Here is a 16,878-nt window from a genome sequence, read left to right as displayed (position 1 = left end):
CATGTCCAATCTCTATGAAGGTTCCAATGGTCCGACCACTCGCCTCAACGGTGCGCCGGTTCCTACAGAGCAGCACTCGCTAACCAATGGCCCGCAGGGAGGTATTAACCTCCACGACATCCACCTGCTGGAAAAGCTCGCGCACTTCAACCGCGAGCGCATTCCGGAGCGCGTTGTTCACGCTAAGGGTGCAGGTGCTTTCGGTGAACTGACCATCACCGAGGATGTCTCCAAGTACACCAAGGCTGCAGTATTCCAGCCGAACACGGTCACGCCGATGCTGGCGCGATTCTCTACTGTCGCAGGTGAGCAGGGCTCCCCGGATGGCTGGCGTGACGTGCGCGGCTTTGCACTGAAGTTCTACACCGAAGAGGGCAACCTCGATATCGTGGGCAACAACACGCCAGTGTTCTTCATCCGCGATGGCATTAAGTTCCCGGACTTCATCCACTCTCAGAAGCGCCTGCCGGACACAGGTTTGCGCGACGCCAATATGCAGTGGGATTTCTGGACTGCCTCTCCGGAGTCCGCTCACCAGGTCACTTACTTGATGGGTGACCGCGGTATTCCGAAGGACTTCCGTCATATGGATGGCTTCGGTTCCCACACCTATCAGTGGATTAACGCTGAAGGCGAGCGTTTTTGGGTTAAGTACCACTTTAAGACTCGCCAGGGCTGGGAGTTCCTGACGGATGATGAAGCCGCCGAGCTAGTTGGTGAAAACGCCGACCACGCTCGCCAGGATCTCTTCGAGGCGATTGGGCGCGGCGACTACCCAACCTGGGACGTCAAGGTGCAGATCATGCCTTACGACGAGGCCGCCAGCTACAAGGTGAACCCGTTCGACCTAACCAAGACCTGGTCCCAGAAGGACTACCCGCTGATTCCGGTCGGCCACTTCACCCTGAACCGCAATCCGGGCAACTTCTTTGCTGAGGTTGAGCAGGCCGCTTTCGCACCGTCGAATACGGTCCCGGGTGTCGGCTTCTCGCCGGACAAGATGCTGCTGGCACGTGTGTTCTCCTACGCTGATGCGCACCGCTACCGCCTTGGCGTCAACAGCGATCAGCTGCCGGTGAACCAGTCTCGCTGCCCAGTGAATTCCTTCTCGCAGGATGGTGCGGCCACGTACTACTACTCGGATCCGAAGTTGCCGGTTCACGGCTCCAACGCCACTGCTCGCGGTCCGGAGGCCGATACCGCGGCTGCAGCTAAAGCTGCTGGTTGCCCAGTGCGCTCTGGTCACGCCGGCCAGGTCGATGCTGGTGCCTTTGGTCAGTGGGAGAGCGTGGGCGAAGAGTTCTACGCTGGCGCCTACGTGCAGCACCCTGAGGATGATGACTTCTCGCAGCCGGGCGACCTTGTTCGCAACGTGATGGACGATGCCGAGCGTGATCGCTTGGCGGACAACATCGTCGGTGCCATGCAGGGTGTTTCCCCAGAGGTGGAGCAGCGTGTCTACCAGTACTGGACCAACGTTGATTCTTGGCTCGGTGCCGAGGTGGAAAAGCGCTTCAAGGCAACGAAGTAAAGCAACCGCGTAGGGCTGTGCAGTAAAACCGCAGAGTAGAGCTGCACAGTCACGCGGTAGGTCAAAGTAAATAGAAAAGCGTTAGCCCTGCAGATGGTTTGACCATCTGCAGGGCTAACGCTTTATTTAAAACTTCTGTCTGTGCATGACAGCCACGGCTTTGTGGTTGCCTGCACGCCGGCCCGGTTTGGGCGGCTAAGGAACAACCCTAAGTGTGAGCTGTTTTAGGCACCGATGCCCGGCATGCTCGGGGAGCCGTTGAAAATCGACTTCGGAGCAGCTGCAGCCTCGTCAGCCTCTTCGGCGGACTCGGACACCTCTCGACCCTGTTCGGCAGCGTCGGAGACACTATCAGCCTCAACGCCGGAGACATGGGTGGAGTTGTCATGCGTGGTGGACTGATCGTTCGTGATGTTGATGTCCATGAAGTCGCGGCCGAACGGAGCGTTCCAGTCACCGGTTTCCAGGAGGGTCAGATCACCATCGATGGTCGGGTTAATCTCGAAGGTGACGTTGACGGTCGGGCCGGAAGGCATTGCTTCCAGAACCTCAACGATAGGAGTGACGTCCATTTTTGGTGTTCCTTTTAGACAGTAACGAAATGAAAAATATCGGTTTTAACTGAACAATAAACCGCAGTCTTTTTTGAGACTGGCGGTTTATTGTGTCAAGGATTGGCGGAGCTATTGTCCTGCCATGAAGCCCGGGAGCTTATTCGGCGCCAACGCCAGTGATGCTCGGGTTCAGGAAGTCGAAGTCCTTGGACTTGTCGACGGTGGTCTCCGGGTTCAGGAAGTCGGAAACCTCGACGTCGTGGGAGTCGTGGGTGGAGTGGTCGTCGGTGACGGAGATGTCCAGGAAGTCGTTACCGAACGGCAGGTTCAGGTCGCCACCGACGTTAGCGAAGTTGACGTCGTTGCCAGCCAGCTGCTCGAAAGCCGGCAGCGGGCTCTCAACGGTGACGGCCGGAAGGGCTTCGAGGATGGTTGCGATATCTTCTGCGGAGCAGGACATGAGAAAATCCTTAGGTTCTCGGGGGTAAAGATTTTGAGTCGCTCTTGGCTGACTCACAGAAATTAAGTTAACCGATGGGGCAAGGGGCTGCAATGAAAAAATAAGTGCTTCGGCCCGCTTCTGGTCGGTTGTGTCCCTTGAATCTCGCTCAAATTCGCCTAAAAATATTGGAAAGAGGGCGGTTTGGTGGTGTCTGTGACGACTCCGGTATCTGCCTGAATATCGGATGACAAGAGTGTTGTTTTCTTAAAATTTACCGGAATTGCATTGATTGTTTTGTTCTTGGTGTCACAAAGGTGCAGGCAAACGGCAAATTCATCAAAAATGATGATTAAGGGTTCCCTAAGTAAAGGTAGCCAAACTTTAGTAAATGGCAAAAACTGCCACTCAATTTAGGGGCATAAACGGAGTTAACGAGCGGGTCATAGTCTATGAGATGTACATCACATTGTGGGAGGCTAAAAGTGTGGGGAAATATACCCCCTTTTGGGTAGGCCGGGTGGCCTAAAGGGGGTGTCGGAGCGCGCTGAGGGGTCGCTGTGAAACTGGCCGCTAACGGTGTGTTCAGGACGTTTTCCGCGCCGCTAGCTACCGCTCCGGGACGTAGTCCTCAGCGGAGCCGTCACGGGCACCCAGGACCGCGCGTCCAAGTACTTCGGAGGCGACGGTAGCGACGACCAGAACAGCGACAATGGCCAGAATGGCCGTGAGGGTTTTGCCCCACGTCAGATCGCCCTGGTCGGCCTCTAGGACCAAGTTGGCAATCACCAGCGCGGGGATGCCCACCATGATTCCGGCGGAAAGCTGGTTTAACCGGCTCAATGCATCTTTAGAGCGCCACATGGCCACACCCGCCAGAAGCAGGTACAAAGATCCGCCAATGACCAGCACGGCAAACAAGATAGTTACAAGGATTGAAGCGATACTCATATTGCGATTCGTCCTTAATCGGTCTTAGCGGCGGCCACGGGAAATAACTCGGGCCAGGCCCACGGTCGACAAAATGCCAAGCAAGCCCGCTAGCATTGCAATATCGAAAGTAATGGCCGTAGTTCGCAGCATGGCAGTTGTGAGGAACACTCCCACCATGGGGTAGAAGGCGGTGTCGGAAAGCACTGCGCGTGAGACATTGCCCTTGACCCGGAAGATCAGCACCACGCCCACAAGCAGCGCGACTGAACACAGAGCAATGCCAATGCCGCTGATTACCTGTACTGCGGTGGGATCAATCAATGCGTCATTCATGAGCGTGCTCCTTTGTCTTCGCCTTTGGAAGCAATGCCATCCGGCAGCGGCAGACCATGGTCGACCTCAGCGGCAACGCCGACGACGGCATCCGGGTCAATGAACTGGTCTGCGTTGTATTCCTCGAAGACGAACGCCTTCGGGCGGGGGACATCGCGGAGGCTGGGAACGAGGTGCTCCTCCATGTCGTAGAGGGAGTCGTACAGTGAGTCCAGGTCGGCACCGAAGATTGCGTGGATGATGAACAACCGCCCCGCATCGGTCTCACGGGCACCACAGACCAGCGTGCCCGGGGTCATGGTGATGGACTCGGCAAAGAGAGTGACCTCAAGGTCAGACTTCACACGCAGCGGCAGTCCAATGAGCACCGGCTGCTGCTTCTGGTTCGGGCGCAGAGTATCGAGCACCACGTCCGTCGCAGCCACAACAACCTGCCAGACCAGCCAGAGGGAATAGCGGATAACATGCAGAAACTTCATCAGTAAATACCTCCGATGGCGTTTTCAACTCCGCCGAGAGTCGCCTCGCGGTAGCCATCAATATTCAGCAGCGCATCAGCCGCACCGGTAGTTGCCCAAGTGACGGCACCGACCGCGACGAACATCGCCACAGAAACAATTGCCAGCATGGCGGACGGCGCAACCAGCGCGCCCGGAACGCGAACGGAATCGTCCACGCCCTGCATGGGGCGGCCCCAGAAGACCGCGCGCCACAGCCGAATCATGGCCAGCAGCGAGCCCAGCGAGGCCACGATGATTGCGGTGATTGCAACAATCGAACGGGAATCGCCAGTAGCAGCAGAGGCGAAGACAATGCCCACCTTGCCCCACACACCGGAAAATGGTGGGAAACCAACAATGGAGAAGCTCATCGCCGCCATCACCCAAGCGACTGCTTGGTCGCGGCGAGCAAGCCCCGAAAGCCTGGACAGCGTACCCGTACCGTAGGTCTCTTCCACCGCACCGGAGCCCAGAATGAGGGCACCGACAGTCACCATGTGGTGGATTGCGTAGAAAATACCCGCAGCCAGTGCCGCCTTGGCGCCCTGGCCGTCGTTAGCATCCGTGAACGCCAGCACAATCAGAATGAACGGCATACCCGTGACCATCTGGTAGGCGAGCACTTCACGCATGGTGTTCTCAGCGAGGCCAGCAAACGCGCCGACCAGCATCGAGATTGCCATGATGATAATGATCGGCCAGTGCCAGGAGGGGTTCATGCCCACAATCACGACGTAGATGCGGAACAGCATGTACACAGCAACCTTCGTATGCACCGCAGAGAACAGCGCCATCACCGCAGGGCTTGTCGACGGGTACGTCCTCGGCAACCAAGTGTGCGCCGGAACCAAACCAGCCTTCACACATAGTGCGATGATGACAATGCCCAGCGCGACCACACCCGTGCCGCCAGGGCCGCCCTCGCTGGCCATGTCGGCCAGCATTGCGATGTTCACATTGCCCGCCGAGCCGTAGATCAGCGCGACGCCAATCAGCAGCACCGTGGAGGTCAAGAGGTTGACCAGCACGAAGTTACGACCAGCAGCCAGGCGGTGCCAGGTACCGGTGACCGCGATCAGGCCATAGGACGGCAGCAGCATGACCTCCATGAACACGAAGAAGTTGAACAAATCGGCAGTCAGGAAAGCACCCGACATACCGGACAACATCATCAGCGTCAGGGAGGGGAAGAACCGCGAAGTGTTTTCGCCCGCGACGTGGGCGAACCAGTTACCGATGGCGACCACAGCTGCGGCCACGCCCAGCATCAGCATGGAGAACGTGTCCGCCAAGAAAGGAATCGAGATACCACCGGGGAACGCACCCACACCATGGCCGACCGGGCCGTTTTCAGTGACGTAGAACATCACCCAAAACGCAGCCAGCGACGATAGGGCCGGAACGGCGATGCCCATCGTCGCTCGCATCCACAGCTTCGGCAGGATGGCTGTGACTGCCGACAAAATCAGCGGCAGTGCCGCAAACAGTGGCAGTAGTGAAGACAGAGTTGAAGGAGACATTGCAGAGGTCATTGCAGAGGCTTCTACCATTTCTCGTCACCGCCGAAAGGAGTCTCGCGCGGGAACTTGTTCGGAGCCGAAGAGACCCCTGGGGTACCGGTGACCGTGGAGTCCGAGTCCGCCGGAACATTCTTACCCGCACGACGACCAGCCGTCGACAGCTGCCGCATAGCCTCGCGGTCCTCATGGATACGAGTGTCGTCATCGCGGCCCAAACCAGCCAGTGCCAGCATGAAGGCGGTCACAGCCATGGTGATCACGATGGCCGTCAGCACGAATGCCTGCGGCAACGGGTCAGCCATCTGCTCGGCAGCGCCAGCGCCCGCAGTGGCTTCGTTGCCCAGCAGCGGCTCGCCGCGCCAGGCACCGACGCCCGTGGACAAAATAATCAGGTTGGCGGCATGCGAAATCAGAGTCATACCGATAATGGTGCGTAGCATGCCGCGCTGTAGCACCAGATACGTGCCACCGCCTGCGAGGACGGCAGCCATGATGGCGATAATCACTTCTTGGCCTCCTCAACGGTGGCATGAGCTGGGGCGGGGGCGGAGGTGCTCTCCGTTTCTGAGGCGAACACGCCCATCTCCGGCGGCACCCGCAAGCTCGAGCGGTCTGAGTAGAGATCCTGCAGCACATCGTCCGACCCAGTCATACCAGGACGGTTCGGGCCGCCCAGGAGATTCAGCGCGGTTGCCACAATGCCGATGACGGCCAGGTACACGCCGACGTCGAAAAGCAATGCCGTGGTGAGGTGCTGGCCCAGGAACTCGCCGTACAGCGGTGCCAAGAACGACCCCTTGGCGAAACCGATGAAGCCCGTGACGATTGCCGTGATGACACCCGCAGCGCTGAGCGCCACTGGGGTCTTCTTGCCGAAGACCAGCTCGTCGCGTTCCTTGGACAGGTAAATCAGCATGACGGCAGCGGCACCAATCAGCGCCGCGTTGAAGCCGCCACCCGGAGCGGTACCGCCGCGGTAGAGAACCACAGCGGACAGGGCGAACAGAAGCGGAGCCAACCAGCGGACCAGCCAACGCATCATGATGGAGTTCAGAGCGGGCTCCGCAAGCGGGGAAGGCTGATCGAGCAGGTGCGGGAAGCGAGGCATAGACGTGACAACCGCCGCCATCGCGACACCCGCCATACCGAGAACCGCCAGCTCACCCATGGTATCGAAAGCACGGAACTCAACCAGGATCACGTTGACAATGTTGGTCTCGCCCGTGACCTTCTCAGTGTTATCGATGTACCACTGCGCGACCTCAGGCATCTGACGACGGCCAGTGAGGAACCACACCGCGCCGAACGTAGCCAAGCCCACGGCAACTGCCACAACCGCCGCCGAGGCACGGCGGTTCTTCGAGGTCTCAGAGAACGCACGCGGCTGGAAGCGCAGCACCAGCATCATCAGCACGACAGTCAGGATTTCCACCATGAACTGCGTCAATGCCACATCCGGTGCGCCCAGCAGGAGAATCTGCAGCGTGACACCAACACCGGTGACGCCGAGCAGCACAGCCGCCTGCAAACGGTTCTTCGCCCGAAGCGTGGCCCACACGCCAATCACGACAACAACCAGCGGAATCAGATCGGTCAGGTGATTGATGCCGTCGATCTTCGGCAGCACCGGAGCGCCCCCGACACCCGGAGCGATTGCAATAACCAGGGCGTACACCGCGAGCAAACCAAGCAGCGGCAACAGGTGACGCGATGGCTGATGCGAACGCGCCACCTTGCCCATCGCGCGCCCCACACGCTGCGAGACGCTCAACGACGCATTGATTGCCTCCACGCCGGTGAACGGGAAGAGCTTGCGGTCTGCCATGACGGCGCCTATGCGGGCGCGAGTGAAGATGAAGCCCACGCCGACAGCCAGCACAATCACGGAGATAATCAGCGGCACGTTTACGCCGTGCCACAGGCTCAAGTGCGATTCCTGAGTCGTGCCAGCCGGAAGCTGACCGACCGTATCCGCCACGCGGTCCAACGGACGGTTCAAAATAGCGCCGGCAGCAAAGGCTGCAGGCAGGCTCAGCACGCCAGGGATGGCGGCCGGAAGCCACAGCGAAATCGGGGCCTCATTGATGTGGTCAACGTTGCGCGGACCATCCACGAACGCACCGAACACCAAGCGTGCCGAGTACGCGAAAGTACCAATCGCACCAATTGCCGCCACTGTCAGCAGGATGACGACACCGGTGTTGGTCAAAGGTGCGCCCTCGAATGCGGTGAGCATGCCCTCCTTCGACATGAAGCCGAAGAACGGCGGAATTGCCGCCATCGATGCCGCACCGAAAATCATCGAGCCAAAGCTCCACGGCATCTGCTTCCACAGCGGACCCAAGCGACGAATGTCGCGCGTGCCCGCCTGATGATCAACCACACCAGCCATCATGAACAGCGAAGACTTAAACATCGCGTGCGCAATGGTGTGCACAACCGCAGCCATAATGGCGAACTTCGTGCCCACACCAATCGTGGCGACAATCCAACCCAACTGCGAGACCGTCGAGTACGCAATCAGCTTCTTCAGGTCAGTCTGCTGCAGCGCAAAGTAGGCCGTGGCAACAGCCGTCCACATACCCATGACGATCAGCAGCAACTGCCACACGCGCACGTCCGCGAAGACCGTGGAAAAACGCATCAGCAGGTAAACGCCTGCCTTGACGACGGCCGCAGCGTGCAAGAAAGCCGAGACGGGAGTTGCCGCCGCCATGGCCTCTGGAAGCCAGGCGTGGAAGGGGAACTGAGCTGCCTTCGTGAAAGCGCCCAGGGCCACCAGCGCGGCAATGAGGCTGCGCGCTGTCGGGTTGGCCTCCCACTCAGGCGAAGCCAAAACCTCGGTGAGATTCGTGGAACCGGTCAGCCACACAGCACCGCCGAGAGCGGCTAGAAGCAGCAGGCCACCGGTGAAGGTCAGCAGTAGTGTGCGCAACGAGCCCAACTCGCCCGACGAGCCCGACCTTGCAATGAGCAGGAACGATGCCATCGAGACCAGCTCCCACCCAATGAAGAGGAGCATGATGTCGTCGGCAAGCACGAGGAGCAAAACCGCCAGCATGAACGCCGTCATTAGAACGTAGAAGCTCATCGCGGATTTCTTAGGCGGCAGATACGCGGTGGAGTAGATGAAGACTATCGAGCCCACCAACAGCGCCAAGAAACTGAACACCATGGAGAGCGGATCGAGCTTCAGCGCAAACGCCGCGTTCAGCTCCGGGGACCAGACACGGGACCAGGTGAAGGTGGTGCCGTCGAGAATATCGCCCGTTACACGCGAAAGCTGGACCACCGACGCGAGAAAAAACGCGACGATGGGCCAGCCTGCGTGACGACCAAGAAGCTTCACAAACAGCGGGGTCAGCGCCAGGGCAACCGCGACCAACAGCGGGACCGAAAGGAGGGTCAGGCTGTCGGCGGAGGTTTGGGCTGCTTGGGTGGCTTGGACTGCTTGAGCTGCTTGAGCTGCGAGCGTTGTTGCGTGCTCTGCGGAGCTGCTTGCTTGGGCGGTAATCGTTGCCGGGGCAGAAAGAACGGAATCTAAAGAATTCAATGTTGCCGATACGCCGCCGGACGCAAACTCAGAAGCCAATGTCTGGTCTGGTGGTGCGGTCGCCGACGGCGGACTGGCTGTAAAGGAGCTGGCTGATGCCAGAGCTGTTGCCAGGTGCGTCACTTGGGGGCTACTTTCACATTGCTGTTAAAAAGGTTCGTACTTCTACAGACTAACAGCCACGAAATTGCTCCACGCGGGGTGAAAGGGGCATTTGGGGGAGCGGGGAAAGGCTCTGTGGATCCAGTAGTGAAAATACATAGGAACGAGTGATGAACGGGGCGTCGGTGGGAGTTACTGACTGCGTTTATGTCTGGTGACGTTGGATTGATCCGAGTTACTGACTAGGTTTATGACAAAAATGGCCCGAAAAATGGCTTGAAAGTGTCATAAACTCACACAGTTTCACATTTGCAGCCCCGGAGTTTTCGGGTTGACAGTTTTGCCACGTAACTCCGGGCTGTGGTGCTGCCGCAGTTGGGGCCTGACTAGTCGCTACCTTGAGAACTGGACGCACTCTTTGGCTATCAACCCTGAACCGCGGCAAAAAGTAGGGTTCAGCAGCCAACGACGAAACCCTCCCTCGCCCGGATAACTCCAGGTGAGAGAGGGTTTCTAAATGGTCGGGGTAGCGGGATTTGAACCCACGGCCTCTTCGTCCCGAACGAAGCGCGCTACCAAGCTGCGCCATACCCCGAGGCCGCAGACACGAACTGGGAACATACGTCTCAGTGCTGTGCTTGCGAGGACTTACTTTAGCCCGACGCTGAGTCAGAATGCAAAACGCCTGCTTAACGGGCTGTGGGAACAAGCCGCGGTCTCCGCCGCGCCCTTACAAACTACGAACTGCACCCCGACGGACTACGAACTACGAATCCCGCTCCACAACCTCAATCAAGGTCGCGGATGGGCGGCAGAACAAGCGCACCGGAGCGTAAGGGGAAGTGCCAAGGCCATTGGAGACATGCAGCCATGTCTTCTCGGTCCAGCGCGACAACCCCGAGGCCCGCGAGCGGTCGATACCGCAGTTGGTCACAATGGCCTTCCCGCCGGGCAGGCACACCTGGCCACCGTGGGTATGACCAGAAAGCACCAGGTCGTAGCCATCTTCCGCAAAAGCATCCAACACGTGGGGCTCCGGCGAGTGCGACAGGCCGATAGCGATGTCGGCATCCGCGTTCGGGGCACCGGCGATCTGCGAATAATCCTCCAACTCGTGATGAGGGTCATCCACACCGGACAGCGCCACCTTCACGCCACCCGCCACAAACTCCAGCCGGGCATGGGTGGCATCCTGCCAGCCGTGCTCGATAAACGCAGCGCGCATGCCGCGCCACGGCAGTTCGACGCGTGAGGGCTTGCGCTTCTTGCCTGTCAGGTACTTCAGCGGATTGACAGGCCGTGGCGCGAAGTAGTCATTCGTACCGAACACGAAGGCGCCCGGACGGTTCAGTAGGGGGCCGAGCGCTGCGAGGACACTGGGAACGGCCTTGTCGCTGCCCAGGTTGTCGCCGGTATTAATCATCAGGTCAGGGTTCAGAGCATCGAGGCTGGCAACCCACTTCTGCTTCAGCTTCTGGTCGGGGAGCATGTGGAAGTCGGAGACATGCAGAATCCGGAAAGGCTCACCCTCGCGCTTTCCCGCCCGGGCGAGCGTGCCGGGTGCCAGCACGGGAACTTGCACACGGTGGAGTTTAAATGCGCGCAATTCGATTTGGTTCGCGTAGATGAACGTCGTCAAGCCAAGCGTGGCGATAGCTGCGGCAGACCGCAGAATTCGGTTGGAAAAAGCGCGCGATGTCATGACAGAGACACTATCAACTACAGCGGTAATCTAGGGCGTATGAGTGAACTGAAGAACACAATTGTCTCCGATATGACCGCCGCGATGAAGGCCCGCGACAAGGAAACCGTTGCGGCGCTGCGCATGCTGAAGGCCGCCATCCAGACCGAGGAGGTTTCCGGCTCCAAGCACGAGCTCACCGATGACGAGGTGCTGCGTGTGATTGAGCGGGAGGTCAAGAAGCGTCGCGAGTCCGCTGAGATGTACGCCCAGAACGGCCGTCAGGAACTTGCCGACGCCGAACTCGCCGAAGCAGAGGTTTTCGCCCGCTACCAGCCGGAACAGCTTGACGACGACGCCGTGAAGAACCTCGTCGCGGAATCTGTGGCCGAGGTTGCTGGCGATGACGCGCCGAGCATGAAGATCATGGGCCAGGTTATGAAGGTGGCTAAGGAAAAGGCCGCTGGCCAGGTCGATGGCAAGCGGCTTTCCGAGGCCGTTAAGGCTGCCCTGCAGGGCTAGCGCGACCTTTCGCCGTTTCCTTTTTCGGCGATAAGCGTTGGAGCTGCCTTCTAGGGTGAACTAGAACGGCAGCAGCGGAATCAGATCCCGCAAGCTCGGCGCCGGTGGAGTGTTCGGGCGAGGGAACTGCGGTAGCGGATCCGGCCGGGGCGTCGTCGACTCCGGTCGCGGCGACGGCGCTGGTGGCGGGGTCGGACGACGGGTGCCATCGGCTACGCGAATGGTGACGGTGCCACCCTTAAGAAGTAGTGGCGGCTGATCCAGCCCGACCACTATTCCGCGCGACTCACCCGTGCGGGACACTGTGCGTTCCTCTACCTTGTAGCCAGCCTTCTTAAGGGTCTCCCGAGCCTCGGCCTTCTGCATGCCCACCACATTCGGCATTTGGGTGATAGAGGTGCCCAGGCCGTAGTCCGAATCCAATGGGGGGAGGTTCTTTCCGCCGTAGTCCTCGATAATTGGGCCGACTGCGCCGAACCATGTGCGCGCGGGCTCACGACCACCAAAGAGGTTGCCGCTCGGGCACTGCCGCAGCGGTGACGTGCACAGCTCCGTGACAGTCGGGGTGTCGTTGTAGGCGTACACCGATCCGGCCAGACCACCGGTGAAGCCCAGGAATGCCGCGGACTGGTTCGACTCGGTGGTACCGGTCTTAGCCGCGACTGGGCCGTCCCAATTCAGCTCTTTCGCGGCATCCTTCGCGGTGCCATCGGTGGCGTCATTGCTGAGCGCATTAGCAATTGCGTGCGCGACCCCCGGCTCCACTGCCTGCTCGCACGGTGGCACATTCAGCTTGACCGCATTGCCCTTGGAATCCGTGATCGACTCAATCGGAGAGGGTTCGCACCAGCGGCCATTGCTGGCCAGGGTGGCAGCGACATTGGACAGCTCAAGGTTATTCACCGCCGTCGGACCCAGCACGAATGAGCCGAGCTTATGCTCCGAGACATAGTCCGCCACCGAGGACTCACCATCAAAACTGCCCGGCTCCGTGTATGAGCGCATGCCCAGGCGTACCGCCATGTCCATCACGCCATCGACGCCGACCAGCTCCGAAATCTGAATAAAAGGAGTATTCGGCGACCGTGCGAGCGTCTCACGCAGCGACATCGACGGCGGGAAACTACCTACGTTCTCCACGCAGTACAGGCCCGGCGGGCAGCCCTCTGCGCCACCGGTGCCCAGCCCGGAGGCCTCATAACGACGCGGCACCGGGAAGTTGGTGTCAATACCCAGCCCCTTTTCCACCGCCGACGTCGCCGCGAAAATCTTAAAAATCGAGCCCGCGCCATTGCCCACCGGCGTAAATGGCTGCGGCTGCACGGTCTGCATTTGTTCCGCATCGAGGCCGTATACGCGTGACGACGCCATCGCGAGCAACTTCCTGGAGTCATCCCCAGGCTCAAGCAAACTCATAACCTCGGCTGCGCCATCCGCAGTCGGTGAGGCCTGCTGACGCAGAGACTCCTGCACGCTGTCCTGCACACGCGGGTCCAGTGTGGTCTTCACATGGAAGCCACCGCGCTTGAGCTTCTCGGTCTCAATACCGTGGTTCTCCAAGTAGGAGACCACATAGTCACAGAAGAAACCGCGATCGCCCGCCGCGATACAGCCCTGCGGCAGGCGCTGAGGCTCCGGGAGGATGCCGAGATCAGCTGCCTTGGCGTCCTGAGCCTCCTGCGGGCCGATTGCCCCCGTGGATTCCATAGCCGCAAGCACGTCGTTACGCCGTGCATGCGCACCTTCCGGATTCGTATACGGATCGAGCCCGGAGGACTGCTGAACCATGCCCGCGAGCAGAGCGGCCTGCGGGACATTCAGATCCGACGCGGGAATGCCGAAGTATGTCTGAGCTGCAGCTTCCACACCGAAAGCGCCATTGCCGAAGGGGACCAAGTTCAGGTACTTAGTCAGAATCTCGTCTTTCGTCAGCTCATCTTCCAGGTCCAACGCGATGCGAATCTCGCGGATCTTGCGACCATAATCCGTGGCAGTAGCAGCGCGGCGCTCCGACTCCGACTCTGCGTCCACCAGCAGCGTGTGGTTCTTAATCAACTGCTGCTCGATTGTGGAGGCACCTTCCTGCACCGACTGAGACATGAAGTTCTTTACCGCCGCACGAGCAGTGCCCTTCCAGTCCACACCAGAGTGCTCATAAAAGCGCCTATCCTCCACGCTGACCAGCGCATCCTTCATAGCTGGCGAGATGCGTTCCGACGGCACATTAAACCGCCGCTGATCATAGAGCCACGCAATTGGCTGATCATTACGATCCGTAATAGTGGTGACCCCCGGTGCGTCCTTAGAAATCACCGACCGCGACGCCGACGCGAATTCATCAGCCGTGCGCGCGACGAGGTAGGCCGAGCCGCCCACAAGAGGAAAGAGGGCGCTGGCCACAATCAACGCAGCCAACACAGTGGCAACGGAGAGCTTGAACAGCGTCGAACCTTTATTCACAGCAATCACACTACAAGGTAGGGCGGATTGAGCCGAAGTGAGTTTTCGAAAATCCGCCTAGAGGCATGCCCGGCGAGCCCAGAAAAACGCCTGGCGAGCGGAGGAGGATCGCTACGAGCGCCCTTACAATACCGGGCAAGTCATCGTGGGGTGGTTTCTGGAAAAAGATTTTCATAGTGACACAAATCACCCCCGTGCTTTTGTTGGAAAAAGTTGCCCCACCTGCATTGTTGTATTTAGAGCTGCGCCACGTCCACCCTCCCAGTGTGACCCAATCGACATTATTTGGGTGGTGTGAATAGACTTACAACAAAATTTCAGCACTATTTAGTTGAAACTATTTCGAAATAACGAAAATCGCAGGCACGAGGAGGCTACAATGACCGCCACGATTCCCGATCGCAACCGCACTGCTACTACTCCAGACTACGAGCTCGGTGTAGAGAGCTTCCGCGATCGTCAGGAGTGGGTCCCGCGCGCTAAGTGCCGCGATATTGACCCGGATAAGTTGTTCGTTCGCGGCGCCGCACAGCGCGAAGCCGCAGTTATCTGCCGCCATTGCCCAGTGGTTCTGCAGTGCCGTGCCGACGCTCTGGATAACCGCGTCGAGTTCGGCGTCTGGGGTGGCCTGACCGAGCGTCAGCGCCGCGCAATGCTGCGCGAGCACCCGGAAATTACTTCGTGGGCCGACTTCTACGCTGAGCAGTACGCAGCTCAGCGCAAGGCAAAGCTGGCTAAGTAAAAACCGAACTTAAATCGAAGTAAAACTAAACCCCCAGCGCGCGAGGCTGGGGGACAGATAAAGTAGCTTCCATGACTACTAAATGGGAATACTTCACCGCACCGCTGCTCATTCACAACACCAAGGCCATCCTGGACAACTTTGGTGAGGACGGCTGGGAACTCGTCACTGTTCTCCCCGGCCCGACCGGCGAAAACCACGTCGGTTACTTCAAGCGCCCGAAGGCTGACTAATTACCTCGGTGTCTAGCACCTAACTAACAACGGCGGTTGTGCTTTCGATTGGCAGCTGACTCACGGTTGGCTGCCATCTTTCTTTGGCCGGCTTTATTCGCCCGGCCCCCAGTCGCCGTGGAAAGGCTTAACTTAAATGAGCAACTCTGAATCTCGCACTCCTTCCCAGGCCCTCGAGGGCCTGGGGCTTACCCTGCCTGCAGTTGCCGCGCCAGTTGCGGCCTACGTACCCGCAACGCGCACGGGCAACCTTGTTTTCACCTCCGGTCAGCTCCCATTCGTTAACGGCGAGCTCACCCACGTCGGCCACGTCGGCGCAGAAGTCACTGCTGAGGAGGCCAAGGAGGCCGCCCGCACCTGCGCTCTTAACGCTTTGGCCGCAGTCGATGCTGAGGTTGGCCTAGACAATGTCGCCCGCATCGTGAAGGTCGTCGGCTTCGTCAATTCCGCCGCCGGATTCACTGGTCAGCCGGGCGTTATCAATGGAGCCTCGGAACTCTTCGGCGAGGTCTTCGGTGAACGCGGCCAGCACGCTCGTTCAGCAGTGGGTGTGAATCAGCTTCCGCTGGACGCTCCCGTGGAAGTCGAGATCATCGTTGAAGTAGCCCAGTAGCTGCTGTGTTTACTGCCGTGAGCAGCGGGGATGCTGCGTTCTCCGGGTCGTCGTAAAGCGTGCTTACACCCAAATGAGCCGAATTGGACGACGTGGCGCGCTCCCCGGATTGCGCAACCACGTAGGATAGAGGACATGGAGCATCCTGCGTATAGCCAACTGCGTCAGATTTCTCAGTCTGTGGGCGTCGTTCTGTGCCCGAACCCCAGCTACTCTTCGCTGGAGGGTACGAACTCCTACGTTATTAAGGCTGAGGGGGATAGCCGCAGCATTGTCATCGATCCGGGCCCGGAGGACGAGGGACACCTGAACGTCCTGCAGCGTTATGCCGGCGACGTTGCGTTGATTCTGCTGACGCACCGTCATGGCGACCATGCTGATGGCGCCGCACGTTTCCGCCAGCTCACCGGCGCGCCGATTCGTGAGCTGGAGTCTCAGTACTGCGCGGGAGGTCAGGATCCGCTTGTCGACGGCGAACGTATCGTCCTCGACGGAGTGACTCCGCAGATTGAGGTCGTGGCAACCCCTGGTCATACCGCTGATTCCGTCTGCTTCTTCATCCACACTGGTGATGGCGAGGACGATGTTGAAGGCATCGTTACCGGTGACACGATCGCTGGCCGCCACACCACTATGATTTCGGAGACCGACGGCGACCTGGGTAAGTACATGGAAACCCTGAAAATGCTGGATTCGCGCGGCAAGGGTGTTCGTCTGCTGCCTGGTCATGGCGCTGACCTGCCGGACATCACTGTAATGACGCAGAAGTACATTGAGCGTCGTAAGCTGCGCCTTCAGCAGGTGAAGGATGCCGTTGCCAAGCTGGGCGACGAAGCTACGGTCGACCAGATTGTGGATGAGATTTACACCGATGTCGATCCGGTGCTGCGTCATGCTGCTGAGCAGTCGACGCGTGTGACCCTGCGCTACCTGCGCGATCACGGGGAGTAGTTGCTGGGCTTCGGCTTCGGCTTGGGTTTTGGCCAGTTGCTGGGCTGGTCTGGGCTGAGCTTAATTGAGGCTTGGCTGAAGCCGAGCTTGAGTGAAGCTGAGCTTGACTCACCGCATGAAAAGAGCGTGTGACCTGCAGTTTTGCGGGTTGCGCGCTTTTTGTGGGTTAAGTGACAAAAGGGGATGCGGACGGAATCTTGGAGGATTCCAT

The 16,878-nt window shown here is 59.2% G+C and carries 16 protein-coding genes and 1 tRNA gene; 6 read left to right on the top strand and 11 right to left on the bottom strand.

Going from position 1 to position 16,878, the window contains the following annotated elements; translation table 11 throughout:
* Position 1 precedes the first annotated feature (1 nt).
* A complete protein-coding gene (locus HMPREF2547_RS03805; RefSeq protein WP_070604768.1) occupies positions 2–1,531 on the top strand; it encodes a catalase in 1,530 nt (509 codons plus the stop codon).
* Between the two features lie 224 nt (positions 1,532–1,755).
* Here HMPREF2547_RS03805 and HMPREF2547_RS03800 read toward each other — a convergent pair whose 3' ends face one another.
* The 10 genes from HMPREF2547_RS03800 to HMPREF2547_RS03755 form a co-directional block, all read right to left on the bottom strand.
* Entirely contained in the window at positions 1,756–2,103 is a 348-nt protein-coding gene (locus tag HMPREF2547_RS03800; protein ID WP_070604766.1) for a hypothetical protein, read from the bottom strand.
* A gap of 139 nt (positions 2,104–2,242) precedes the next feature.
* Entirely contained in the window at positions 2,243–2,545 is a 303-nt protein-coding gene (locus tag HMPREF2547_RS03795; RefSeq protein ID WP_070604764.1) for a hypothetical protein, read from the bottom strand.
* A 588-nt stretch (positions 2,546–3,133) separates the two neighbouring features.
* On the bottom strand, positions 3,134–3,475 hold the full coding sequence (locus tag HMPREF2547_RS03790; protein WP_016421914.1) for a monovalent cation/H(+) antiporter subunit G: 342 nt from the start codon (positions 3,473–3,475) through the stop codon (positions 3,134–3,136).
* A 24-nt stretch (positions 3,476–3,499) separates the two neighbouring features.
* Positions 3,500–3,790 (bottom strand): monovalent cation/H+ antiporter complex subunit F, encoded by a 291-nt coding sequence (locus tag HMPREF2547_RS03785; protein WP_070604762.1) that lies wholly within the window; start codon positions 3,788–3,790, stop codon positions 3,500–3,502.
* The gene (locus tag HMPREF2547_RS03780) at positions 3,787–4,269 is read right to left on the bottom strand and encodes a Na+/H+ antiporter subunit E (RefSeq protein WP_070604760.1); all 483 of its coding nucleotides are present in this window, start codon (positions 4,267–4,269) and stop codon (positions 3,787–3,789) included. Before HMPREF2547_RS03780 ends, HMPREF2547_RS03785 begins: the two co-directional genes overlap by 4 nt.
* Positions 4,269–5,810, bottom strand: coding sequence for a monovalent cation/H+ antiporter subunit D family protein (locus HMPREF2547_RS03775; protein WP_070604780.1), 1,542 nt, complete (start codon positions 5,808–5,810; stop codon positions 4,269–4,271). Before HMPREF2547_RS03775 ends, HMPREF2547_RS03780 begins: the two co-directional genes overlap by 1 nt.
* A gap of 23 nt (positions 5,811–5,833) precedes the next feature.
* Complete coding sequence (locus HMPREF2547_RS03770; RefSeq protein WP_038627412.1) at positions 5,834–6,316, bottom strand: sodium:proton antiporter; 483 nt, start codon at positions 6,314–6,316, stop codon at positions 5,834–5,836.
* Complete coding sequence (locus HMPREF2547_RS03765; protein WP_070604782.1) at positions 6,313–9,219, bottom strand: DUF4040 family protein; 2,907 nt, start codon at positions 9,217–9,219, stop codon at positions 6,313–6,315. Before HMPREF2547_RS03765 ends, HMPREF2547_RS03770 begins: the two co-directional genes overlap by 4 nt.
* Positions 9,220–9,983: 764 nt before the next feature.
* Positions 9,984–10,060 (bottom strand) — tRNA-Pro (locus HMPREF2547_RS03760).
* Positions 10,061–10,231: 171 nt separating this feature from the next.
* Complete coding sequence (locus tag HMPREF2547_RS03755) at positions 10,232–11,167, bottom strand: metallophosphoesterase (protein WP_070604758.1); 936 nt, start codon at positions 11,165–11,167, stop codon at positions 10,232–10,234.
* Between the two features lie 39 nt (positions 11,168–11,206).
* Between HMPREF2547_RS03755 and HMPREF2547_RS03750 the strand changes: the two genes are divergently transcribed.
* Complete coding sequence (locus tag HMPREF2547_RS03750; RefSeq protein WP_016421920.1) at positions 11,207–11,668, top strand: GatB/YqeY domain-containing protein; 462 nt, start codon at positions 11,207–11,209, stop codon at positions 11,666–11,668.
* 60 nt (positions 11,669–11,728) lie between these two features.
* On the opposite strand, the gene HMPREF2547_RS03745 is transcribed toward HMPREF2547_RS03750, so the two are convergent.
* A complete protein-coding gene (locus tag HMPREF2547_RS03745) occupies positions 11,729–14,137 on the bottom strand; it encodes a transglycosylase domain-containing protein (protein ID WP_070604756.1) in 2,409 nt (802 codons plus the stop codon).
* 370 nt (positions 14,138–14,507) lie between these two features.
* On the opposite strand from HMPREF2547_RS03745, the gene HMPREF2547_RS03740 reads away from it, so the two are divergent.
* From HMPREF2547_RS03740 to HMPREF2547_RS03730, 4 genes are all read left to right on the top strand, one after another.
* Positions 14,508–14,870, top strand: coding sequence for a WhiB family transcriptional regulator (locus HMPREF2547_RS03740; RefSeq protein WP_005511664.1), 363 nt, complete (start codon positions 14,508–14,510; stop codon positions 14,868–14,870).
* Between the two features lie 71 nt (positions 14,871–14,941).
* Positions 14,942–15,103 carry a Sp36 family protein gene (locus HMPREF2547_RS10720; protein WP_005511670.1) on the top strand — a complete coding sequence of 54 codons (162 nt, stop codon included), beginning with the start codon at positions 14,942–14,944 and terminating at the stop codon, positions 15,101–15,103.
* A 136-nt stretch (positions 15,104–15,239) separates the two neighbouring features.
* Positions 15,240–15,716, top strand: a complete 477-nt coding sequence (locus tag HMPREF2547_RS03735) for a RidA family protein (protein WP_016421922.1) — start codon at positions 15,240–15,242, stop codon at positions 15,714–15,716.
* 135 nt (positions 15,717–15,851) lie between these two features.
* Positions 15,852–16,667, top strand: a complete 816-nt coding sequence (locus tag HMPREF2547_RS03730; RefSeq protein WP_005511689.1) for an MBL fold metallo-hydrolase — start codon at positions 15,852–15,854, stop codon at positions 16,665–16,667.
* Positions 16,668–16,878 lie beyond the last annotated feature (211 nt).

The organism is Corynebacterium sp. HMSC055G02 (assembly GCF_001809065.1).
Lineage (GTDB): Bacteria > Actinomycetota > Actinomycetes > Mycobacteriales > Mycobacteriaceae > Corynebacterium > Corynebacterium jeikeium_D.
The sequence above is the reverse complement of the archived record's forward strand: the minus strand, read 5'-3'. Positions and strand labels throughout refer to the sequence as shown.